Source organism: Albimonas sp. (genome assembly GCF_055129145.1).
Genome location: NZ_JBSRTQ010000007.1, coordinates 1 through 22,436 on the forward strand (window position 1 = coordinate 1; position 22,436 = coordinate 22,436).

14 protein-coding genes are annotated in these 22,436 nt (G+C 72.8%); 7 read left to right on the forward strand and 7 right to left on the reverse strand.

Features of this window, described 5'->3' with window-relative positions:
• Window positions 1–55 precede the first annotated feature (55 nt).
• From ACTB72_RS02185 to ACTB72_RS02210, 6 genes are all read right to left on the reverse strand, one after another.
• The gene (locus ACTB72_RS02185) at window positions 56–1,315 is read right to left on the reverse strand and encodes a class I SAM-dependent RNA methyltransferase (protein WP_463035341.1); all 1,260 of its coding nucleotides are present in this window, start codon (window positions 1,313–1,315) and stop codon (window positions 56–58) included.
• Window positions 1,312–2,094 (reverse strand): TlyA family RNA methyltransferase, encoded by a 783-nt coding sequence (locus ACTB72_RS02190; RefSeq protein ID WP_463035342.1) that lies wholly within the window; start codon window positions 2,092–2,094, stop codon window positions 1,312–1,314. Before ACTB72_RS02190 ends, ACTB72_RS02185 begins: the two co-directional genes overlap by 4 nt.
• 126 nt (window positions 2,095–2,220) lie before the next feature.
• Window positions 2,221–4,155, reverse strand: coding sequence for a 1-deoxy-D-xylulose-5-phosphate synthase (gene dxs / locus ACTB72_RS02195; protein ID WP_463035343.1), 1,935 nt, complete (start codon window positions 4,153–4,155; stop codon window positions 2,221–2,223).
• A gap of 124 nt (window positions 4,156–4,279) precedes the next feature.
• Window positions 4,280–5,206 (reverse strand): polyprenyl synthetase family protein, encoded by a 927-nt coding sequence (locus tag ACTB72_RS02200; RefSeq protein WP_463035344.1) that lies wholly within the window; start codon window positions 5,204–5,206, stop codon window positions 4,280–4,282.
• Window positions 5,203–5,457, reverse strand: coding sequence for an exodeoxyribonuclease VII small subunit (locus ACTB72_RS02205; RefSeq protein ID WP_463035345.1), 255 nt, complete (start codon window positions 5,455–5,457; stop codon window positions 5,203–5,205). The genes ACTB72_RS02200 and ACTB72_RS02205 overlap by 4 nt, the downstream gene beginning before the upstream one ends.
• Window positions 5,454–6,386: a histone deacetylase family protein gene (locus ACTB72_RS02210; RefSeq protein WP_463035346.1), complete on the reverse strand. Its 933-nt coding sequence runs from the start codon at window positions 6,384–6,386 to the stop codon at window positions 5,454–5,456. Before ACTB72_RS02210 ends, ACTB72_RS02205 begins: the two co-directional genes overlap by 4 nt.
• A gap of 198 nt (window positions 6,387–6,584) precedes the next feature.
• On the opposite strand from ACTB72_RS02210, the gene ACTB72_RS02215 reads away from it, so the two are divergent.
• Genes ACTB72_RS02215 through ACTB72_RS02225 form a run of 3 tightly spaced genes read left to right on the forward strand, consistent with a single transcriptional unit; the run spans window position 6,585 to window position 9,410 of the window.
• Window positions 6,585–7,460, forward strand: coding sequence for a hydroxymethylglutaryl-CoA lyase (locus tag ACTB72_RS02215; protein ID WP_463035347.1), 876 nt, complete (start codon window positions 6,585–6,587; stop codon window positions 7,458–7,460).
• Window positions 7,453–8,241, forward strand: a complete 789-nt coding sequence (locus ACTB72_RS02220; protein ID WP_463035348.1) for a crotonase/enoyl-CoA hydratase family protein — start codon at window positions 7,453–7,455, stop codon at window positions 8,239–8,241. Before ACTB72_RS02215 ends, ACTB72_RS02220 begins: the two co-directional genes overlap by 8 nt.
• Window positions 8,238–9,410 (forward strand): nucleotidyltransferase family protein, encoded by a 1,173-nt coding sequence (locus tag ACTB72_RS02225; protein WP_463035349.1) that lies wholly within the window; start codon window positions 8,238–8,240, stop codon window positions 9,408–9,410. The genes ACTB72_RS02220 and ACTB72_RS02225 overlap by 4 nt, the downstream gene beginning before the upstream one ends.
• Window positions 9,411–9,520: 110 nt before the next feature.
• Here ACTB72_RS02225 and ACTB72_RS02230 read toward each other — a convergent pair whose 3' ends face one another.
• Window positions 9,521–10,393: a branched-chain amino acid aminotransferase gene (locus tag ACTB72_RS02230; RefSeq protein WP_463035350.1), complete on the reverse strand. Its 873-nt coding sequence runs from the start codon at window positions 10,391–10,393 to the stop codon at window positions 9,521–9,523.
• 290 nt (window positions 10,394–10,683) lie between these two features.
• Between ACTB72_RS02230 and accD the strand changes: the two genes are divergently transcribed.
• The 4 genes from accD (at window position 10,684) to ACTB72_RS02250 (ending at window position 22,368) form a co-directional block, all read left to right on the forward strand.
• Window positions 10,684–11,715, forward strand: coding sequence for an acetyl-CoA carboxylase, carboxyltransferase subunit beta (gene accD, locus ACTB72_RS02235; RefSeq protein ID WP_463035351.1), 1,032 nt, complete (start codon window positions 10,684–10,686; stop codon window positions 11,713–11,715).
• 131 nt (window positions 11,716–11,846) lie between these two features.
• Complete coding sequence (locus ACTB72_RS02240; RefSeq protein WP_463035394.1) at window positions 11,847–13,136, forward strand: bifunctional folylpolyglutamate synthase/dihydrofolate synthase; 1,290 nt, start codon at window positions 11,847–11,849, stop codon at window positions 13,134–13,136.
• 266 nt (window positions 13,137–13,402) lie between these two features.
• Window positions 13,403–20,905: an SDR family NAD(P)-dependent oxidoreductase gene (locus tag ACTB72_RS02245; RefSeq protein WP_463035352.1), complete on the forward strand. Its 7,503-nt coding sequence runs from the start codon at window positions 13,403–13,405 to the stop codon at window positions 20,903–20,905.
• 92 nt (window positions 20,906–20,997) lie between these two features.
• Window positions 20,998–22,368, forward strand: a complete 1,371-nt coding sequence (locus ACTB72_RS02250; protein WP_463035353.1) for an aminotransferase class I/II-fold pyridoxal phosphate-dependent enzyme — start codon at window positions 20,998–21,000, stop codon at window positions 22,366–22,368.
• The last annotated feature ends 68 nt before the right edge of the window (window positions 22,369–22,436 follow it).

Below are 22,436 nucleotides of genomic sequence, written 5' to 3' on the forward strand. Positions count from 1 at the left end.
CGCGCGGCCTGCGCCGGCGCTGGACCGGGGGCGCGGGCGGGGCCGCCCCGGGCGGTCAGGGCCGCGAAAAACCGGACGCGAGCTCGACATGGGCCGAGCCGCGGAACTGGTCCACCGGGCGCACCCAGTTCAGCCGGTAGCCGCCGTCGACCAGAATCCGCGCGTCGCGGGCGAAGGTCTCGGGGTTGCAGCTGAGCGAGGCGATGCGGGCGACCGCGGAGCCCGCCAGCGCCTCCGACTGCGCCGGGGCGCCCGCCCGCGGCGGGTCGATCACCACCGCGTCGAAGCCCTTCAGCTCGCCCACCGTCAGCGCCTGTCGAAACAGATCGCGGGCCTTCGCCTCGACCTTCTTCAGTCGCCCGCCGGTCCCCCGCCACCCGGCGAGGAGCGAGCCGACCATGCCCGCCTCCGCCTCATAGGCCACCACTTCCGCCCCTTCGGCCAGCGGCAGGGCGAAGGTGCCGAGCCCGGCGAAGAGGTCGGCGATATGCCCCGCATCCCCCACCGCCTCGCGCGCTGCGGCGAGCAGCGCCGCCTCCCCTTCCCGCGTCGCCTGCAGGAAAGCGCCCGGCGGCGGAACCACTTTCGCCAGCCCGAAGACCAGCGACGGCGTGCGCGGGGCCGACACCGTCTCCCCCTCCCAGCTCAGCCTCGCGAGCCCGGTCTCGCCGGCCGCCGCCGCCAGCCGGGCGCGCAGCGGGCCGTCGAGCGGCTTGCCGCCCGAGACGTCCACATCGAGCCCGCCCTCGGTCACCGTCACCGACAGCTTCATCTCGCCCTTGCGCGAGCCGCCCAACGTCGCGATCACCCGCAGCGCGTCGAAGCCGGCGAGGATCGCGGGGTCGAGCACGAGGCAGCCCGGGATCTCCTCGATCCGCGTCTCGCGCCGCCCGTGAAAGCCGATCGTGGCGCCGGTCCGGGTTCGCTTGGCCGACAGCACGGCGCGGCGGCGGGCCGCCATCGGCGACGTGACGGTCGGCGCGACCTCCGCATCCAACCCGCGGGCGGCGAGCGCGGTGACGATCCGCTCCCGCTTCCAGTCCGCCACGAACCGGTCGGAGGCATGCAGCAGCGAGCACCCCCCGCAGGCGCCGAAATGCGGGCAGGCGGCCTCGACCCGCTCGGGCGAGGGGATCAGGACGCGCGCCCCCTCGATGCGGCCGTCGGCGTCGGGGCGGCCGGCGACGCGCTCGCCCGGCAGGGTCAGGGGGGCGAAGAGCCCGCCCTCGGCGTCGATCCCGTCGCCGTGGCGGCCGAGGCGGGCCACCTGGAATTCGACTTCCGGATGCGGGGCGGCGGCGTGGGGCTCGGTCATGCGGGTTTCCTCGCGGCGATCAGGAATTCGCGGTTGCCGTCGCCGCCTTCGATGGGGCTGGCGTCTTCGTGGGTGACGATCCAGCCGGAGGTCTCGAGGAAAGCCCGGATGCGGGCGCGGACTTCCGCATGGATCTCCGGGTCGCGCACCAGCCCGCCGCGGCCGACGGCCTTGGGCCCCGCCTCGAATTGCGGCTTGATCAGCGAGACCAGCACCGCGCCGGGCCGGGCGAGCGACAGCGCCGGGGGCAGCGCCTTCTCCAGTCCGATGAAGGAGAGGTCGGCCACGATCCAGTCCGGCGCCGGGACCAACCCCTCGGGCAGCGCGCGGACGTTGATCCCTTCGTGGGAAGTGATGCGCGGGTCGGCTTCGAGGCTCGGATGCAGCTGCCCGTGGCCCACATCGAGCGCGTGCACATGCGCGGCCCCCCGCGCCAGCAGCACCTCCGAAAACCCGCCGGTGGAGGCGCCCAGATCCAGCGCCTGCCCCTCCGGCGTCAACCCGAAGGCGTCGAGCGCATGCACCAGCTTCAGCGCCGCCCGCGACACCCAGGGGCAGGGATCGGCGGTGAGCCGCACCTCCGCCGCCTGGGCCACCCGGATCGAGGCGCGGGTGGCGACCACGCCGTCGATCTCCACCGCGCCGGCGTCGATCAGCGCCTGGGCGCGGGCGCGGGACGGCGCGAGGCCGCGGGCGACCAAAGCCTGATCCAGCCGCCGGGGCGCGGCGGAGGGGACGGATGCGGCGGCGTCGGGTTCGGGCTCTGGAATGGGGGACATGCCCGCTCCATGACCCGGAGCGCGCGGCGCGTCAATCGGCGCGCGCGTCGGGGGGACGGCGGGCGGGACGATGCGGGACCGCCGCGAGGCGGGACGCGAGGCCCGGACGGCGTCCCCCGACGGCCTTCAGGCGCGGCCGGCGCGGTCCAGCGCGGTCACCCCCAGCGCCTTCAGCGCGGTCGCGGCGATGGACCGCGCGTCGAGCCCGGCCTGCGCATACATCTTCGCCGGCGCGTCATGGTCGAGGAACGCGTCCGGCAGCGTCATCGGCCGCACCGCCAGCCCGCGATCCAGCGCGCCCTCGGTCGCGAGCAGATGCAGCACCTGGGCGCCGAAACCGCCCGCCGCCCCTTCCTCGACCGTGATCAGCGCCCGATGCTCGCGCGCCAGCCGCAGGATCAGTTCCCGGTCGAGCGGTTTCGCGAAGCGCGCGTCGACCACCGTGGCCGAGAGACCCCGCGCGTCGAGATCCTCCGCCGCCGCCAGGCATTCCGCCAGCCGCGCGCCGAAGCTGAGGATCGCCACGGCGCCGCCTTCGCGCATCACCCGGCCGCGGCCGATCTCCAACACCTCGTCCCAGGGCGGCAGCTCGACGCCGGCGCCCTCGCCGCGGGGATAGCGGAAGGCCGAGGGCCCGTCGTCATGGGCCGTGGCGGTGGCGACCATGCGCACCAGCTCCGCCTCGTCCGCCGCCGCCATCACCACCATGCCCGGCAGATTGGCGAGGTAGCCGACGTCGAACGACCCGGCATGGGTCGCGCCATCGGCGCCGACCAGCCCGGCCCGGTCGATGGCGAAGCGCACCGGCAGTCCCTGCAGCGCCACGTCATGCACCACCTGGTCATAGGCCCGCTGCAAAAACGTCGAGTAGATCGCGCAGAACGGCTTCATCCCCGACGCGGCCATCCCGGCCGCGAAAGTCACCGCGTGCTGCTCGGCGATGCCCACGTCGAAGGTCCGCTTCGGGAACCGCTTGCCGAACTTGTCGAGCCCGGTGCCGTCGGGCATCGCCGCGGTGATGGCGACGACCCGGTCGTCCCGCTCCGCCGCCGCGATCAGCGCTTCGGCGAAGACGCCGGTGTAGCTCGGCGCATTGCTCGGCGCTTTCTTCTGGGTCCCGGTGGCGACGTCGAATTTCGACACGCCGTGATACTTGTCCGCCGCCCGCTCGGCCGGGCCGTAGCCCTTGCCCTTCTTGGTGATCGCATGGATCAGCACCGGCCCGTCGGCCCGCGCCTTCACCGTGCGCAGCACCGGCAGGATCTGGCTCAGGTCATGCCCGTCGATGGGCCCGACATAGGAGAATCCCAGCGACTCGAACAGCGTGCCCCCGACCGCGAGGCCCTTGAGCATCTCCTTCGCCCGCTTCGCGCCTTCGCGGAATGGCCCGGGCAGGAGGCTCGCGGCCCCCTTGGCTGCGGCGGCGAAGTCCTGGAAGGGCGCGCCCATCCACAAAGACGTCAGGTAGCGCGACATCGCCCCCACCGGCGGCGCGATCGACATCTCGTTGTCGTTGAGGATGACGATGAGGCGCGCGCCGAGGTGGCCTGCATTGTTCATCGCCTCATAGGCCATGCCCGCCGACAGCGCCCCGTCGCCGATCACCGCGATGGCGTGCCGACCTTCGCCATAGCCCAGATCCCGCGCCGCGGCGAAGCCCAGCGCCGCCGAGATCGAGGTCGACGAATGCGCCGCGCCGAACGGGTCGTAGGGGCTTTCGGACCGCTTGGTGAAGCCCGAGAGGCCCCCGCCCTGACGCAGCGTGCGGATCCGGTCGCGACGCCCGGTGAGGATCTTGTGGGGATAGGCCTGATGGCCGACATCCCAGACCAGCTTGTCGCGCGGGGTGTCGAAGACGGCGTGGATGCCGACCGTCAGCTCCACCACGCCCAGCCCCGCGCCCAGATGGCCGCCGGTTACGGACACGGCCGAAATCGTCTCGGCGCGCAGCTCGTCGGCGAGCCGCGTCAGCTCGGAATCGGTCATCCCCTTCAAGTCGCTCGGGCTGGAGACCCGGTCGAGAAGCGGGGTGCGCGGGCGGTCCTGCGGCTGATCGGTCAAGGCGTCTCCCCTTGCGGCGGGCTCGGTTCGCGGGACGTTGCGTGGACGTGCGATGGATCGGATCGGGGTTTATGGGATCGGGCCCGCCCGCACAATGCACGGATGGGTCAGGGTCCGCTTGAGCTCAGACGCGGCGCGACGCGGCGAAGCGGGCGGCCATGGCCAGCGGGCGGGCGCGGGGACCGAAGGGGGCGAGGCGGGCCTCGGCCTCCGCCACGAGCGCCACGGCCCGGGCCCGCGCGCCGTCGAGGCCGAGCAGGGAGACGAAGGTCGCCTTGCCGGCCGCCGCATCCTTGCCCGCGGCCTTGCCCAGCGCCGCGGCGTCGCCTTCCACGTCCAGCACGTCGTCCTGGATCTGGAAGGCGAGGCCCATCGCTTCGGCATAGGCCCTGAGCGCGGCGCGGGCGGCGGGGTCCGCCCGGCCCAGAATGGCCCCCGATTCGGCGGCGAAGACGATCAGCGCGCCGGTCTTGAGGTTTTGCAGCCGCTCGATCTCGGCCAGGGTCAGGGGGGCGGGCGCGGTCTCGGCGGCGATGTCCAGCGCCTGGCCCCCGACCATGCCCGCCGCCCCCGCGGCCCGGGCGAGCCCGAGGCAGAGCCCCGCGCGCACCGCGCCGTCGGCATGGGTGGCGGGGTTGGCCAGGATCTCGAAGGCCAGCGTCTGCAGCGCGTCGCCGGCCAGCACCGCCGTCGCCTCGTCCCATTTCACATGCACCGTGGGCTGGCCGCGCCGCAGCGCGTCGTCGTCCATGCAGGGCAGATCGTCATGGACCAGCGAATAGGCGTGCAGGCATTCGATCGCCGCCGCGACGCGTTCCGCCTGGGCCGGGTCCACGCCGAAGAGCGCGGCGGATTCGAGCGCCAGATACGCCCGCAGCCGCTTGCCCCCGTTCAGGCACGCATGGCGCATCGCCGCCGCCACCGGGGCGCGGGGGCCGAGCTGGTTTGCGGGCGGCAGCAGCGCCTCCAGCGCCGCCTCGGTCAGGGCCGCGGCGGTGGCCAGACGCTCGGCGAAATCCAGGGGCTCGGATGCGCCGTCGGCCCGGGTCATCCCAGATCCATCGGCTTCGCCGTCACGCCGTCGGGGCCGGAGCCTGCGGCGATCTGGTCGACCTTCAGCTGCGCCTCCGACAGCCGCCCCTCGCAATGCGCCTTCAGCTTTGCGCCCCGCTCATAAAGCGCGATCGCCGCCTCCAGCGCCGCATCGCCGCGCTCCAGCTGGTCGACGACCGCCTCCAGCTCCCGCATCGCCTCTTCGAAGCTCAGGGTCTCGACGGGTTTGGGATCGGTTTTGGCGGTCATAGGCTGCGCTCCATCAGAACCTGCGCGTGGGCGGCGGCCGAGGCGGCCAGTCCCACGAGGTCATAACCGCCTTCGAGCGTCGAGACGACCCGCCCCTCGCAGGCGGTTTCGGCCAGGTCGCAGATGCGGTGGGTGATCCAGGCGAAATCGGCCTCGACCAGCTCCATCTCCGCCAGCGGATCGCGGCGATGGGCGTCGAAACCGGCGGAGACGATGATAAGCTCCGGCGCATGCGCGGCGATGGCGGGCAGGAGATGCTCCTCCCAGGCCGCGCGGAACTCGGGTCCGCCGGCGCCGGGGCGCAGCGGCGCGTTGAAGATGTTGCCGGCCCCGGTTTCCGACGCCGCCCCGGTGCCCGGATAAAGCGGCATCTGGTGGGAGGAGGCGAAGGCCGCGCGCGGCTCCTCCCACAGCACCGCCTGGGTGCCGTTGCCGTGATGCACGTCGAAATCGAGCACCGCCACGCGGGAAAGGCCGTGACGCTCCAGCGCGTGCAGGGCGGCGATGGCGGCGTTGGAGAACAGGCAAAACCCCATCGGGGTGGAGGGCTCGGCATGGTGGCCCGGCGGACGGCAGGCGACGAAGGCGGCCCGACGCTCCCCCGACAGCACCATGTCCACCGCCTGCGCGCAGGCCCCGGCGGCGTGCAGGGCTGCGTTGAAGGAACCAGGCGACAGCACGGTGTCGCCGTCGAGCTGCGCGAAGCCTTCGGTCGGGGTCGCGGCGCGCAGCCGGTCGATATGGGCCTGCGGATGCGCCAGCCGCAGCAGCGCGTCGTCGGCGGCCATCGCCTCGCGCCGGTCGAGCAGCGCGAACCGCTCATCCTCCAGCGCCGCGGCCACGGCGCGGATGCGGTCCACACGCTCGGGGTGACCCGGCGGGGTGACATGGTCGAGGCTGGAGGCGTGGGTGATCAGCGCCAGGGTCATGAAGGCTCCTGCAGGCCCGACGGCGACCCATGCGGGCGGCGACGTGGCGGAGGGGGCGGAATTTGCCGTCTGAGGGTTGAGCATAGCCCAGCGGGCGGCGGCGCCAACCCCGACTGAAACCGCTGGCGCCCCCGGGCCGGTGGACTAAATCCGCGTGATGCGTCATGCCCGAAAGGCGCCGACGCAGGGGAGACGCGCATGACCGAAGACATATTCCGAGACGTGACGCTGTTCGAGATGGGCCCGCGGGACGGCCTTCAGAACGAGCCGCGTCCGATCCCGGCCGGCGACAAGATCCGGCTGGTGGACCTGCTGAGCGCCGCGGGCCTCGCCAAGATCGAGACCGCGAGCTTCGTCAGCCCGAAATGGGTGCCGCAGATGGCGGGCTCGGCCGAGGTGATGGCCGGCATCGCGCGTCGCCCCGGCGTCGCCTACACCGCGCTGACCCCGAACCTGAAGGGCTACGAGGCGGCGCGCGAGGCGAAAGCCGACGAGGCCGCGGTCTTCGCCTCCGCCTCCGAGGGGTTCTCGAAGGCCAACATCAACTGCACCGTGGCCGAGAGCCTGGAGCGCTTCGCCCCCGTGCTCGCCGCGGCGAAGGCGGACGGGATCCCGGTGCGGGGCTATGTGTCCTGCGTCACCGACTGCCCCTATGACGGGCGGGTGGATCCGGGCGCTGTCGCGGCGGTGGCGAAGGCGCTGGAGGCGATGGGATGCTACGAGGTCTCGCTCGGCGACACCCTCGGGGCGGCGACGCCCGAAAGCACCGCCGCCCTGCTCGCCGCCGTGCTGGACGTGCTGCCCGCGGACCGGGTGGCGCTGCATTTTCACGACACGCAGGGGCGCGCGCTGGAGAATATCGCGGTCGGGCTCGAGGCGGGGGTGCGCACCTTCGACGCCTCGGTCGGCGGACTCGGCGGCTGTCCCTACGCGCCGGGCGCCAAGGGCAATGTGGACACGCTGGCGGTGGTGGATTTCCTCGCCGCCCGCGGGCTGGAAACCGGGATCGACCGTGCCGCGCTCGCCCGCGCCGCCGCCTACGCCCGGACCCTGAGGGAGAGCGAGAATGCCTGAGACCATCCGGATCGAGACCGACGACCGCGGCGTCGCCACCCTGACCCTGGCGCGTCCGGAGAAGCACAATGCGCTCAACGCGCGGATGATCGCCGAGCTGACCGAGGCCGCCGCGACGCTCGGCGCCGACCCCGCGGTCCGCGTCGTGGTGATGACCGGCGAGGGCAAGAGCTTCTGCGCCGGCGGCGATCTCGGCTGGATGCGCGAGCAGATGGCGGCGGACCGCGCGACCCGGATCGAGGAGGCGATGGGCCTCGCCCGCATGCTCGACGCGCTGAACACGCTTCCGAAACCTCTGATCGGCAGGGTCAATGGCCAGGCGTTCGGCGGAGGCATGGGCATGATGTCGGTCTGCGACGTGGCGGTGGGGGCCGAAGGCGCGCTCTTCGGCTTCACCGAAACGCGGCTGGGGCTGATCCCGGCCACGATCTCGCCCTTCGTCTTCGCCCGGATGGGGGAGGCGAAGGCGCGCGAGGTGTTCTTCTCGGCCCGCCTCTTCGACGCCACGGAGGCGGTGCGCCTCGATCTGCTGGCCCGCGCCGTGCCGGCCGACGCGCTCGACGACGCCGTAGAATTCGAGGTCGCGCCCTATCTCTCGGCGTCGCCGCAGGCCGTCGCCGCCTCCAAGGCGCTGCTGCGCCGGCTGGGCGCGCCCATCGACGCCACGGTGACCCGCATGACCGCCGAGGCGCTGGCCGATGCGTGGGAGACGACGGACGCGGGCGAGGGCATCGACGCCTTCTTCGCCCGTCGCAAGCCGGCCTGGCCGGGAACCGCATGAGCCGGACCGGCGGCCAGGACGCGGCCTCCGGGCCGGTCGGCGCGGGCCCGACGGGGCGGCGGACGCGGTCCGAAACCCCGGCCCAGGCCGCCCTGGCGGTGACTGAGGCGCAGGTGGCCGAGGTCATCGCCCTGCTGCGCGCCTGGGCGGCGGGGACCCCGCCCAAGGCCGCGCCGCGCACCGCCGTCCTGCCGCTGATCGACTTCGCCGACGCCCAGAAGGTCGGCCAGCCGTTCTGCGCGACGCTCGCCGCCGTCCTCCCCGGCCCCGCCGCCCGCCTGCTGACCGACCGGGCGCTGAGCGCGGCGGAGGCGATGGCCGAGGCGCGGCTCGACGACCTCCGCCTCGCCGCCGCGCCGCTGAATGCGGTCGGGATCGAGCCGGTGGCGCTGAAAGGCGTCGCCTTCGCGGCGCGCGAGGGCCGCGCCCAGGCCTGGCGGCGGATGGTCGACGTGGACATCCTCGTCCCCCAGGCCCGCTTCGCCGACGCGCTGGCCGCCCTGCGCGACGACGGCTGGGCCGGCCCGGACGGTCAGGTGCGCACCCATATCTGGGGCTGCTACGCCCATCCCACCCTGATCCGCGGCGGCGTCTCGGGCGGGCTCGAGGTGCATGTCCGCTGTTCCTACGAGGCCCATGGCGCGCTGGAGGGGATGGCCGAGCGCGCCATCCCCTCCGCCCTGCCCGGCATCCGCATCCCGACGCCCGAAGACCGCCTCGCCCACATGATCCATCACAGCCAGATCATGGGCCGCGGCTGGCGTCGCCGCTCGTTCGAACTGCGCGACGCCTGCGACTGGCGGGTGCTGCGCGACCGCGACGACCCCGACCTCGACGCGGTCGCGGCGCGGTTCTCGCGGCTGGGCGACGACCTCGCGTTTCGGGGCTTCGCCGCGCTGATGGGCCGGATCTGGGAGGAGGACCTGCCGTCCCGCCTGACCACGGGCGTCGGCGACTGGCCGCAGGAGGCGCTCGCCGCCCTCTCCGACCCCGCCCGGGGCGAGGCCTGGCGGCGCGCCGACTTCCGCCGCGCGGCGTGGGAGATGGCGACGCGGCCCGGCATGCTCAACGAATACGCCTCGCGCCTGCTGGTGCCGCCGCATCGCGACACCACCGTGCCCCGCATCGGCGCGATGCTGCGCCGCCTCACCACCGGCGCCGCCGACTGATTTTTTTGACGTTTCGCGGCGCGAGACGGTCGCGTCGGCGCCCCCGGCCAAGCGCGCCGCGGGCGCCCGGCGTCGGCCCTTGGACGGTCCGCGCGGCGCTTCGGTCCGGTTCAGGCGTGGGCGAAATCCCAGTAGCGCGCCCGCGCCTCGGCCGCGACCGGCCCGGGCCCGTAGCTCCGGTCGTCGAACCGGGCCACGGGGACGACCTTGTTGGCGTTGCCGGTCGAAAACACCTCGTCGGCTTCCCGGAAATCGTCGAGCGTCAGCACCGTCTCCACCACCTCATGGCCTGCCCCGCGCAGCAGCGCGATCACCCGCTGTCGGGTGATCCCGTCGAGGAACGTGCCGTTGGGAACCGGCGTCGCCACCACGCCGTCCTTGACCAGAAACACGTTGGAGGTCGCCAGCTCCGCCACATTGCCCAGCGCATCCTGCACCAGCGCGTTGTCGAACCCCTTCGATTTCGCCTCGCGCACCATGCGGGCGTTGTTGGGGTAAAGCGCGGCGGCCTTCGCATCCGTCGTCGCCATCGAATGCAGCGGCCGGCGGAATTGCGTGGTGGTGATGCGAATCCCGCCCTCGGGCATCGCGGCGGGGTCGGCGAGCGGCAGCGCCTCGAGGCAGAGCGCGAAGGCCGTCGTCTCAGGATCCGCATTGATCAGCGAGGCGTCGGAGCCGCGCGACCAGTACATCGGCCGCACATAGACCGCGGCGCCCGACGCGAATTTTCCCAGGCCCTCGCGCGCCAGCTCGGTCAGCGCGCCGTCCGCATGGTCCGGCTTCAGCCCCATGATGCGGGCGGACGCGTTGACCCGCGCGCAGTGCAGGTCGAGGTCGGGGGCCACGCCCTCGAACCCCCGCGCCCCGTCGAACACGCAGGTCCCTTGCCAGAGCCCGTGGTCCGCCGCCCCCGCGACCCTCACATCGCCGTGATGCCAGGCGCCTTCGGTCCAGGTCCAGATTTCGCCGGCGCCCATCGCCATGAATTCACCCTCCGCCATCCGCTGCGGGTTCAGTCTGTGCCGCTGCAACGCAGCCCGCAAGCCGCCATCTCGGCGGTTCGGGACAGGGGCGCGTCGCTTTCGCGGCGATGGCGGCGCGACGGGACGGCGATTCGCCAAGGGGACGAAGGGCCCCGACCGCGGCGGTTCGCCCACCTCGCGCCGGGGTTCCGCGACCGCGCCTCCGCCCCCGCATTGCAATCCGGGCCGCGCGCGGCTACTTCCCCGCAGCAAGGGCCCGCGACCCGGCCCCCACGCTCCAGGGACAGGGCATGAACTGGATCAACGACTACGTCCGTCCGCGGATCAACTCGCTGTTCTCGCGCCGCGAGATGCCGGAGAACCTCTGGCGCAAGTGCGATTCCTGCGGCTCGATGCTGTTCCATCGCGAATTGCGCGAAGCGCTCAACGTCTGCCCGAACTGCCAGCACCACATGGCGATCAGCCCTCGCGACCGGTTCGAGGCGCTGTTCGACGGCGGGATCTTCCTCGAGGTCGAAGCGCCCGAGGCGCTGGCCGACCCGTTGCAGTTCCGCGACGAGAAACGCTATCCCGACCGCATGCGCGACGCCCGCCGCAAGACCGGCGAGCATGAGGCCTGCCTGATCGCGGAAGGCGAGATCTTCAAGCTTCCGGTGGTGGCGCTGGGCCAGGACTTCGCCTTCATGGGCGGGTCGATGGGCATGGCGGTGGGCAACGCGATGATCGCCGCCGCCGAACGCGCGGTGAAGCGCCGGGCCCCGCTGGTGGTCTTCGCCGCGGCCGGCGGCGCGCGGATGCAGGAGGGGATCCTGTCCCTGATGCAGATGCCGCGCACCACCGTGGCCACCCAGATGGTGAAGGAAGCCGGGCTGCCCTATGTGGTGGTGCTGACCAACCCCACCACCGGCGGCGTCACCGCCTCCTACGCCATGCTGGGCGACATCCAGATCGCCGAGCCCCAGGCCCTGATCTGCTTCGCCGGCCCCCGCGTGATCGAGCAGACCATCCGCGAGACCCTGCCCGAAGGCTTCCAGCGCGCCGAATACCTGCTGGAGCACGGAATGCTCGACCGGGTGATCAACCGCCGCGACATGCGCGAGGAGCTGGCCCAGATCCTGCGCCTGCTGATGAAGGCCGAGCCGCGGGTCCACGGCGACCTGATGGCGCCGGTTCCGGCGGCGGAGCCCGAGGGCGCGCCGGCCGGGGCCGCGACAGCCGCCCCGGTTCCGACCGTGCCCCCGGTTCCGGCCCCGCCGCCGGCAAAAACCGCCTCCGCCGCCATCCCCCCGACGCTTCCCGGCAAGGAGCCCGGCGGATCTTGAGCGCAGCCCGACCCCTCGAAACCGACCGAGGCCCCGACCTGCCGCGCTCCGGCGCGCAGGCGGCCGATGCGGCGTTCCGGGCCAGCGTGCTCGGCGCGGCCGGGCATGGCGGCGCGTCCGCCGGCTCGGACATGATCCTCGACCGGCTGATGAGCCTGCATCCCAAGATCATCGACCTGACGCTCGACCGGATGTGGGACCTGCTGGCCGCGCTCGGCCATCCGGAGCGGTCGCTGCCCGGCGTGGTGCATATCGCGGGGACCAACGGCAAGGGCTCGACGCTGGCCATGATCCGGGCGGGGCTGGAGGCGTGGGGGCGCACGACCAATGTCTACACCTCCCCCCATCTGGCGCGCTTCCACGAGCGGATCCGCCTGCATGGCAAGCTGATCGAGGAGGACGCCTTCGCCGCCCTGCTCGACGATTGCGAGCGGCTGAACGGCGGACGGTCGATCACCTTCTTCGAGATCACCACCTGCGCGGCCCTGCTCGCCTTCGCGCGCCGGCCGGCGGATTTCACGCTGCTGGAGACGGGGCTCGGCGGGCGGCTCGACGCGACCAATGTGGTGGAACGCCCGGCGCTGTGCGTGATCACGCCGGTGTCGCTCGACCACCAGTACTATCTCGGCGAGACGGTGGCGCTGATCGCCGCCGAAAAGGCCGGGATCCTGAAGCCTGGCGTGCCCTGCGTGGTGGGCCCGCAGACCGACGACGCGCTGGCGGTGATCGAGGCGCGTGCCGAGGCCATCGGCGCGCCGCTGATCGTCTCGGGCCGCGACTGGCAGGCCTGGGCGGAGCGGGGGCGGCTGACGTTCCAGGACGAGCGCGGTCTGCTCGACCTCGACCTGCCGGCGCTGGCCGGCGCCCATCAGGTGCAGAACGCCGGCGCCGCCATCGCCGCCCTGCGCGCGCTCGGGGCCGACGACGCGGCCTGCGCCGGCGGGCTCGCCCGGGTGCAATGGCCCGCGCGGCTGCAACGGCTCGACCCGGCGCGCCTGCCGGGCCTGCCCGCGGACGCCGAGGTGCTGCTCGACGGCGGCCATAACGAGGCGGCGGGCGAGGCGCTGGCCGCCCACATGACCGCGCTGAACGCCGCGCGCCCGGCGCCGCTGCACCTGATCTGCGGGATGCTGGAGACCAAGGATCCGTCGACCTTTCTCCAGCATTTCAAGGGCCTGGCCGATCACGTCGCCGCCGTCGCCATTCCCGACGCGGCCGCGAGCCTGCCTGCCTCCGCCATCGTCAGGGCCGCCGAAGCCGGCGGGATCCCCGCCGATCCGGCCGCGGATTTCGGCGCGGCGCTGGCCGATACCGGCCGCAGGGTCGCCGCCGCGGAAGGCGCCCCCGCGCCCCGGGTGCTGATCTGCGGATCGCTCTACCTCGCCGGCTGGGTGCTGCGGCAGTTGGGGCCCCCCGACTGACGCAGCGCAGCATAGAGACGTCAGAATTCCATTGGTTCGCTTTATTTTCGACGCTATCGTGCAGATAATGTTCAGAAGATTACGACGTGGCGCAGGCGCCGCGCCGGCGGCACGCAGCACGCGTAGAACGGCCCCCACGTTGCCGATCTGTTTTTCATCGGCTACGCGAGGAACATGAACCTTGGTCCCGGAGCGCAACGACGCGACCGATTTCGATGCGGGACCGAAGAACAAGACGCCCGGCGGCGATGCCGACCGGGACGTTGATGGGCAAGGGGCAGGCGGTGCTTAAATCCACCAAACCGGGCGAAATCGCCATCGTGGGATACGGCTGCCGGCTTCCCGGCGCCCCGGATGCGGACGCGTTCTGGGATCTCCTGCGCGACGGCAGATGCTCGGTCACCACGATCCAGGACGACCGATGGTCGCGCGAACGCTTCGGCCACGCCGCCGGCGCCGCCGGGCGCAGCTACACGTTCGCCGCCGGCCAGCTCGACGCGCCCTTCGCCTTCGACGCGGGCTTCTTCGGAATCTCCCCGCGCGAGGCCGAGCAGCTCGACCCCCAGCAGCGGGTGCTTCTGCAGGTGACCTGGGAGGCGCTGGAGAAATCCGGGCTGCGTCCCTCCGACCTGCCCAAAGCCACCACCGGCGTCTTCGTCGGCGCGTCGTCCAACGACTATTCCAACCGCTTCTACGCGGACCCGGCGGCCATCGACAGCCAGTTCATGACCGGCAACACGCTGTCGCTGATCTCCAACCGCATCAGCTACATGCTCGACATCAACGGGCCGAGCTACACGGTCGACACCGCCTGTTCGTCGGGGCTCTACGCGCTCCACGAGGCGTTCATGGCGATGCAGGCCGGGCTGATCGACACCGCCATCGTCGGCGCGGTCAACATGCTGCTTTCGCCCTATCCGTTCATCGGCTTCTCGGCGGCGACGATGCTGTCGAAGGTCGGGCTTTGCCAGGCCTTCGACGCCAAGGGCGACGGCTATGTGCGGTCCGAGGGCGCGGTGGTCTTCGTGTTGCGAAGCCTCGAAAGCGCCATCGCCAACAATGACCGGGTGCTGGGCGTGATCTCGGGCGCCGGAATCAATTCCGACGGGCGCACCACCGGGGTCTCCCTGCCCTCCGCCGCGCAGCAGCAGGCGCTGCTCGAGGACGTCTACCAGCGATTCGCCATCAACCCGGCCAAGCTCGCCTTCGTCGAGGCGCATGGCACCGGCACCCGCGCCGGCGACCCGATCGAGACCTGGGCGCTGGGCCAGGCGCTGGGTCGGCGCCGGACCACGCCGCTGCCCATCGGATCCGCCAAGACCAATGTCGGGCATCTGGAGGCCGGGTCGGGCCTCGTCGGCCTGCTCAAGGCGCAGCTGGCGCTGGAGCATGACCTGCTGCCCGCCTCGCTGCATTTCAACGAGCCGAACCCCGACATCAAGTTCGACGACTGGAACCTCGCGGTCGCCACCGAGGCGACGCCGCTGCCCAAGCAGGACGCCCCGCATTACGCAGGCGTGAACTCCTTCGGCTTCGGCGGGGCCAACGCCCATGCCGTGCTGCGCCAGCCCCGGGCGGAAGAACGCCGGGCCGAGCCGGAGACGGTCGAGCCCGGGCCGCTGTTCATCTCCGCCCGCTCGGAGGAAAGCCTCGCCGCGCTGGCCGGATCCTACCGCGCCCGCCTCGCCGGCGCGCCGGCGGCCGAGGCCGCGCGCATCGCCAACGCCGCCGCCTATCAGCGGGAGCGTCTGCCCCATCGTCTGATCGCCTTCGGCGACGCGCCCGCCGCCCAGATCGCCGCGCTGGACGCGCATCTGGCCGGTTCGAAACACCCGTTGCTCGCCTCCGGCCGCGCGCCTGCGCGCCAGGGCGGGGTGGCCTTCGTGTTCTCGGGCAACGGCTCGCAATATGTGGGCATGGGCCGGGCCGCCTACGCCGCCGACCCCATCTTCCGCGCCACCTTCGACGCGGTGTCGACCATCTTCGAGAAGCTCGCCGGGGTGTCGCTCGTCGAGGCGATGCAGGCCGAGGATCTCGACGCGCGCCTGCCCTACACATCGCTCGCCCAGCCGCTGATCTTCGCGGTGCAGGTGGCGACGGTCGAAAGCCTGTCGGTGAAGGGCCTGAAACCCGACGCCGTCATCGGCCATTCGGTGGGCGAAGTCGCCGCCGCCTGGGCCGCGGGCGCCTTCGATCTGCCCGACGCGGTGCGCCTGATCTACGTGCGCTCCCGCAATCAGGAGAAGATCAAGGGCCGCGGCTCGATGGCGGCCGCGCTGACCGGCGCCGTGACCGCCGAGCAGGCGCTGCGCGAAGGCGGCTTCGACAGTGTGGTGGTGGCGGCGGAGAATTCGCCCCGCTCCGTCACGCTGTCGGGCGACGCGACCCAGCTCGCCGCCTTCGCCAAGGCGGCGCGCAAGCGCAAGATCGCGGTGAAGGCGCTCGATCTCGACTACCCGTTCCACGCCCCCGCCGCGGAGGCGCTGAAGGACGATCTGCTGACCGACCTCGACTGGCTGCGTCCGCAGGAGGCGCGCTGCACCTTCGTCTCCGCCACTTTCGGAGAGGCGGCGGACGGCGAGGCGCTGGGGCCGCATTACTGGTGGACCAACATCCGCCAGCCGGTGAAGTTCCGTCAGGGGCTGGAGGCGCTGCTGGAGCTCGGCTGCGCCAGCTTCGTGGAGATCGGGCCGCGTCCCGTGCTGACCTCTTATGTCCGCGACACCGCCGCCGACCGGTCCCGTCCCGCCTCGGTGCTGGGCGCGCTGGACGAGAAGGACCGCGACGTCGACCTGCGCCGCGTCGTGGCGCAGGCCGCGGCCGAGGGCGCGCCTTTGGTCGAAAACCGCTTCTTCGGGCGCGACGCGCGGGCCGAGGTCGACCTGCCGCTCTATCCCTGGCGCAATCAGAACTACCTGGCGCCGCGCTCGGACGAGGCGCTGAACCTCTTCGACGTGGCCGACCGCAATCCGCTGCTGGGCGTGCGGATGCTGCAGGGCGGGCGCGACTGGCGCGCGACCGTGGACGGCAGGACGCCGGACTGGACCGTGGACCACAAGGTCGAGGACGCGATCGTCCTGCCGGCCGCGGCCTATGCCGACATGGCGCTCGCCGCCGGGATCGCCGACATGGGCGACGGGCCGGTGGAGCTCGCCGACCTCGACATCCTGCGGCCGCTGGCGATGGAGGATGGCGCGGGCTACGAGCTGCGCGTCCGCATCCAGGGCGACCGCCGCGTGGTCGACATCGACAGCCGCCGGCGGCTTTCGGGCGAGGATTTCGCCCTGCACGCCCGCGGCCGCCTGCGCCGCCCCGCCGTGCCCAGCCCCGCGCCGCGCACGCCCCCCGTTCCCGACCCGACCCGCAGCCTCGGGGCCGACGCGCTCTATCACCTGACCGCCCGCTTCGGGCTGGCCTACGGGCCGGCCTTCCGCCGCGCGCTGAACGTGCGGATGGTGGACGAGCGGACCTGCTTCGTGACGCTGGACCCGGGCCTCGACCTGATCGAGCCTGCGCGCCACGCGCTGCATCCGGCGCTTCTGGACGCCGCCTTCCACGGGCTCTTCGGCCTGATCGCCGAACGCGAACAGGACGGCTCGCGGTCCTTCCTGCCGGTGCGCATCGGCAGCCTGGTGCTGCACGCCGCCGGCGCCGCGCCCGCCGGGGCGTGGGTGGAGGTCACACGCGCCTCCGACCGCTCCATCGAGGCGTCGTTCACCCTGGTCGACGCCGCCGGCGGCGCCATCGCCAGCCTGACCTCGGTGCGGTTCAAGGCGGTGCGGATCTCCCGCGCCCGCCGCCCGTCCGAACTGACCTATCGCAACGCGCTGGTGCGGCTGACGCCGGCCTCCGGCACGCGCGGCGAGCTGGGCGCACGCCTGGCCGAAATGACCGCGGCGCTGACCGCGCCGGAAGCGCCCGAGCCCTCCGCCGGGGCGCTGCTGATCGACACCACGGCACGGCGCATCGCGCGCGATGCGCTGGCGGGGCTGGCCAGCGAAAGCCAGGTGCTCGACGCCGAAGCGCTGATCGCCGAGGGGCGGCTCGCCGCGTCGGCCCGCCCGTTGTTCGAGCGGATGCTGATGGCGCTGGAAGAGGACGAGGCTGTCGGCCGCGCCGAGGACGGGCGCGCCCTGCTCGACCCCGAGCCGCCCTACCCGCCGCTGCCGGCGCTGGTCGAGGCGCTGTTCGCCGAAGCGCCGCGGCGCATCGTGGAAATTTCGCGGCTGATGGCGCTGCCGACCGCCCTGCCGCGCCTGCTGGAAAAGGGACCCGGCGAGGCCGCCGAAGGTCCGATGACCGCGGCGCAGCTGCGCCTCGCCGCCTCCGGACCGGCGGGCGAAGGGCGTTGGGGCGCGTTGATGGGCGTGCTGGAGGCGGCCTTGGGCCGGGCGCGCTCCGATGCGCGGCTTGAGGTGCTGATCCTCGGGGCGGCGCCTTCCGCGCTGATCGACCGGGCGGCGAAGGCGGCCCAGGTTTCCGGCGTCACCGTGGCCGATCCCGACCCGCGCCGCGCGCGATCCCTGGAAGTCGGCGATCCGGAGCGGGCGGGCGTCGCCCATGCCGCGCTGGACGAGATCGCCGAGACGGTGCGCTTCGACCTCGTGCTCGCCGGCGACGCCCTTCACCGGATGTCCGCCTCCCAGATCACCGATCTGCGCCAGCGACTTGCGCCCGGCGCCGGCATCGCTGCGGTGGAGGAGGCGCCGAGCCTCACCGCCGACCTGACCGAGGGCGGCGACGCCCATTGGTGGGCCGAGACGCTCGACCCGGCCTTGCCGGTCGGCCGCCTGCGCTACGCCGCCGAATGGGCCGAGGCGCTGACCGGCGCCGGTTTCGACCGGGTCCAGGCCGTGCCGCTGGCAGATGCCGAAGCGCCCGCGGCCCTGCTGCTGGCCGCGGCCCCCGCCGGCGCGTCGTCCTGCGCGGCGCCCGCCAGGGCCGCCTCCGACACGCTGCTGCTGGTTCATGGCCCGGCCGAGGCGATGCTGGCCGCCGAGATCGCCGCGCTTGCGGAGGCCGCCGGCCGCCCGGCGCTGGCGGTGGCGGAAACCGACCTGCCCGCCACGCTGGAAGGGCTCGAAAGCGTCGAGGCGGTGCTGCTCGCCGGGTTCGGCGGCGAGGGCGCGCCGCTCGACGCCGCCCATCGCCGGATGCTGTCGGCCCGCGGCGCGCTGGGCCGCCCCGACGCGCTGACCCGGCTTTGGCTCATCGCCCGCGGCGCGGTCGCCGCCGGGCCGCTGCGCCCGCTGATCCCGGCGGAGGCCGCGGCCTGGGGCCTCAGCCGCGTGCTGGCCAACGAATTCCCCGACATCGACCTGCGCCTGGCCGATTTCGGCCTCGACATCCCCGCCGACGCGCTGGCCGCCCGCATCGTCGCCGAACTGCTCGACCCGGCGGAAGATCGCGAGACGGTCCATGACCGCGCCGGCCGCGCCGGGGTGCGGGCGGAGCGGGTCGACGACCTCGAGGACCGGGCCCGCGCCGCAAGGCTGAAAGGCCCCGCCGCGCGTCGGCTGGCGCTGGGTCAGCAGGGCATGATCGACAGCCTGGAATGGCAGGTGGAGCCCCGCGGGGAGCCCGCCGCCGGCCAGATCGAGATCGAGGTGACCGCCACCGGGCTGAACTTCCGCGACATCATGTGGGCCCAGGGCCTGCTGCCGGAAGAGGCGCTGGAGGACGGTTTCGCCGGGCCGACGCTGGGCATGGAATGCTCGGGCGTGGTGACCCGGACCGGGGCCGGCTGCACCCGCTTCCGGCCGGGCGACAAGGTCATCGCCTTCGCCCCCGCCTGCTTCGCGACGCATGTGCTGGTGGCCGAAGGCGCGGTGGCGCCGCTGCCCGAAGGCGTCGACCTGACCGCCGCGGCGACCATCCCCACCACTTTCCTCACCGCCTGGTACGGGCTGGTGGAGCTGGCGGCGCTCGCGCCGGGCGAAACCGTGCTGATCCATGGCGGGGCGGGGGGCGTCGGCCTCGCCGCCCTGCAGATCGCCGCGGCGCGGGGCGCGGCGGTGATCGCCACCGCCGGCTCGCCGGCCAAGCGCGAACTGCTGGCGCAGCTGGGGGCCGCGCATGTCTTCGACAGCCGCTCGCTCGATTTCGCCGACCAGGTGCGCGACGTCACCGGCGGGGCCGGGGTCGACGTGGTGCTGAACTCGCTGTTCGGCGAGGCGATGGAGCTTTCCATCGAGTGCCTCAAGCCCTTCGGCCGCTTCATCGAGCTCGGCAAGCGCGACTACTACGCCAACTCGCAGATCGGCCTGCGCCCGTTCCGGCGCAACCTGACCTATTTCGGCGTGGATGCGGACCAGCTGCTGGTCTACCGCCCCGATCTCGCCGCCAAGGTGTTCGAGGCGATGGGCGACGGTTTCGCCTCGGGCGACTTCATCCCGCTGCCGCATATCGTCTTCGATGCGGCAGAGGTGGTGGACGCCTTCCGGCTGATGCAGAAGTCCGGCCATGTCGGCAAGATCCTGGTGAAGGCGCCCCCTGCGGTCGCGCCCTCCGCCACGCGAGCGCCGAAAATCGACCCGCGGGGCGCTTGCCTCGTGGCCGGCGGGCTCGGCGGGTTCGGGGCGGAAACCGCCGCCTGGATGGTGGAGCAGGGGGCGAGGCATATCTGGCTGACCTCGCGGTCCGGCCGGGTGACGGAGCCCGCGCGCGCCGCGATCCGGCGGATGGAGGCGATGGGCGCCAAGGTGCAGACCCGCGCCTGCGACGCCGCCGACGAACCGGCGATGCGCGCCCTGATCGACGAGATCGAGGCCGGGCCGGCCCGCCTGCGCTCCGTCCTGCACACCGCGATGACGCTCGACGACGCGCTGTTCGCCAATCTGGATGCGGACCGGATGCGCACCGTGCTCAGGCCCAAGGTGGCCGGGGCGGCGGTGCTCGACAAACTGACCCGCGGGCTGAAGCTGGACATCTTCGTGATGTTCTCCTCGGCCACCACGCTGATCGGCAACCCGGGCCAGTCCGCCTATGTCGCCGCCAACTGCGTGCTGGAGGCGATGGCGGCCGAACGCCGCCGCCTCGGGCTGCCCGGGCTCGCGGTGGCGTGGGGCGCGATCTCCGACGCCGGCTACCTGACCCGCGACAAGGAGACGGAGGCGCTGCTGGCGACCCGGCTCGGCGCATCGGCGATCACGGCGCGCGAGGCGTTCCGCGGGCTCGGCCTCGCGCTGGCGGCGGCGGATCCGGCCGACGCCTCCGCGCTTTCCTATGCCCAGATCGACTGGGGATCGGCCGCGCGCGAACTGGCGCTGACCCGGACGCCGCTCTTCTCCCGCCTCGAGATGCCGGAAGCGGGCATGGGCGGCGAGGGGGCGATGGACCTGGTGGCGCTGGTCTCGGGCATGTCGGAGCCGGAGGCGCTGAAGACCATCGCGGCGCTGCTCGCCGGCGAGACCTGCCGCATCCTCCGCCTGCCGGCGGAAGAGATCGACCCGATGCAGCCGCTCACCGAAATGGGCTTCGACAGCCTGATGGCCGTCGACCTGCGCATGGCGGCGGAGGAGAAGCTGGGCGTCGACATCCCGCTGATGAGCCTCGCCGGCGGCGCCACATTGCTCGACATCGCGGCGCGGGTGTACAAGCGCATCGGACTGGAGGACGCCCTCTCCGACGACGCCAACGTGACCGGCGACGCGGCGGTGGACACGCTGATCGCGCGCCATGTCCAGGGCGGCATGGCCGAAGGCATGGATGCGGAAATGCTGACCGAGATCCGCCGCCGCGCCGAAAAGACCGAAGACGCCGCGCGCTGACCCGGCCTCGACCGGCGCCCATGCGGCGCCGGCTCCACGGCGTCGGCCCCGATGGGGTCGGCGCGCCAGCCTGACGGAAGGAGCCCGGGACCATGCCCGGCAGGAACGGCGAAGGGCGCTTCGGCGCCGCGAAGCGATCGGCATTGCTGGAGGAGCTGCGCGAGAAGCGGTCTCGTCGCACGCCGTCCGAACGCCCCACGGCCCGCACCGGCGCCCCGCGCCCGGCGCCGCCGGCGTTCGATTTCTCCCAGCTTTCGGGGCACAAGCAGATCCGCCTGCAGCACTCGGCCGCCGAGATGCTGGAGATCGAGGTGCCCTATTTCCGGGAGCAGTCGGGCTATGCCGGCTCCACCTGCGTGATCGAGGGGCGCGAACTGCTGAATTTCAGCTCCTACAACTATCTCGGCCTCAACGGGCATCCGGCCGTGCGCCAGGCCGCCAAGGACGCCATCGACAAATACGGCATCTCGGTCTCCGCCTCCCGCGTGGTGGCCGGCGAGCGCGACCTGCATGGCAAGCTGGAGGCGGGGCTCGCGCGGTTCTACGGGACCGAGGACTGCATCACGCTCGTCTCGGGCCACGCCACCAACATGGCGGTGATCGGCACGCTGCTGGGGCCCAAGGACGTGGTGCTGACCGACAGCTACATCCACAACTCCATCGTCGAGGGCGCGCGCCTGTCGGGCGCCGCCCGTGTCACCTACCCGCACAATGATTTCGACTGGGTGGAGGATTTTCTGGACCGCAACCGGGGCCGCTACGAGCGTGCGCTGATCGTGGCCGAGGGGCTCTATTCCATGGACGGCGACTGGCCCGATCTCGCCCGGCTGGTGGAGATCAAGGCCCGTCACGACGCCTGGCTGATGATGGACGAGGCGCATTCAGTCGGCGTGCTGGGCGAGACCGGCCGCGGGATCTGGGAGGCGCAGGGTGTCGATCCGTCCTCGGTCGAGATCTGGATGGGCACGCTCTCGAAGACCTTCGCGGGCTGCGGCGGCTATGTCTGCGGATCCGCGGCGCTGGTGGAGCTGCTGAAAGCCAACGCCGCGGGCTTCGTGTTTTCGGTGGGGATGGCGGCGCCGCTGGCCGCCGCGTCCCTGACCGCGCTGGAGGTGCTCGAATCCGAGACCTGGCGCGTGACCAAGCTTCAGGCGAACGGCCGCCGGCTGCTGGCCCGCGCGCAGGCGGCGGGGCTCGATGTGGGCGAGGCCAAGGGCTCGGCCATCCTGCCGGTGATCGTGGGCGACAGCGCCCGGGCGGCGATGCTGTCGGACCTGTGCTACAAGGCCGGGCTTAACGCGCTGCCGATCACCTTCCCAGCGGTGCCGGAAAAGCAGGCGCGGCTGCGCTTCTTCCTGACCTCGGATCACGAGGACGCCCAGATCGACCGGGCGGTGGAGATCGTGGCCGAGGCGCTGGACACGGTGCGCGGCCGCAAGCTGCCCTTCGGCACGGCGGTCTAGGCGGATCCGCGCGCGACGATCAAGCGGAAGGCGCGATGAAGGGGCGGGCGAGACATCGCCCCGGTCGC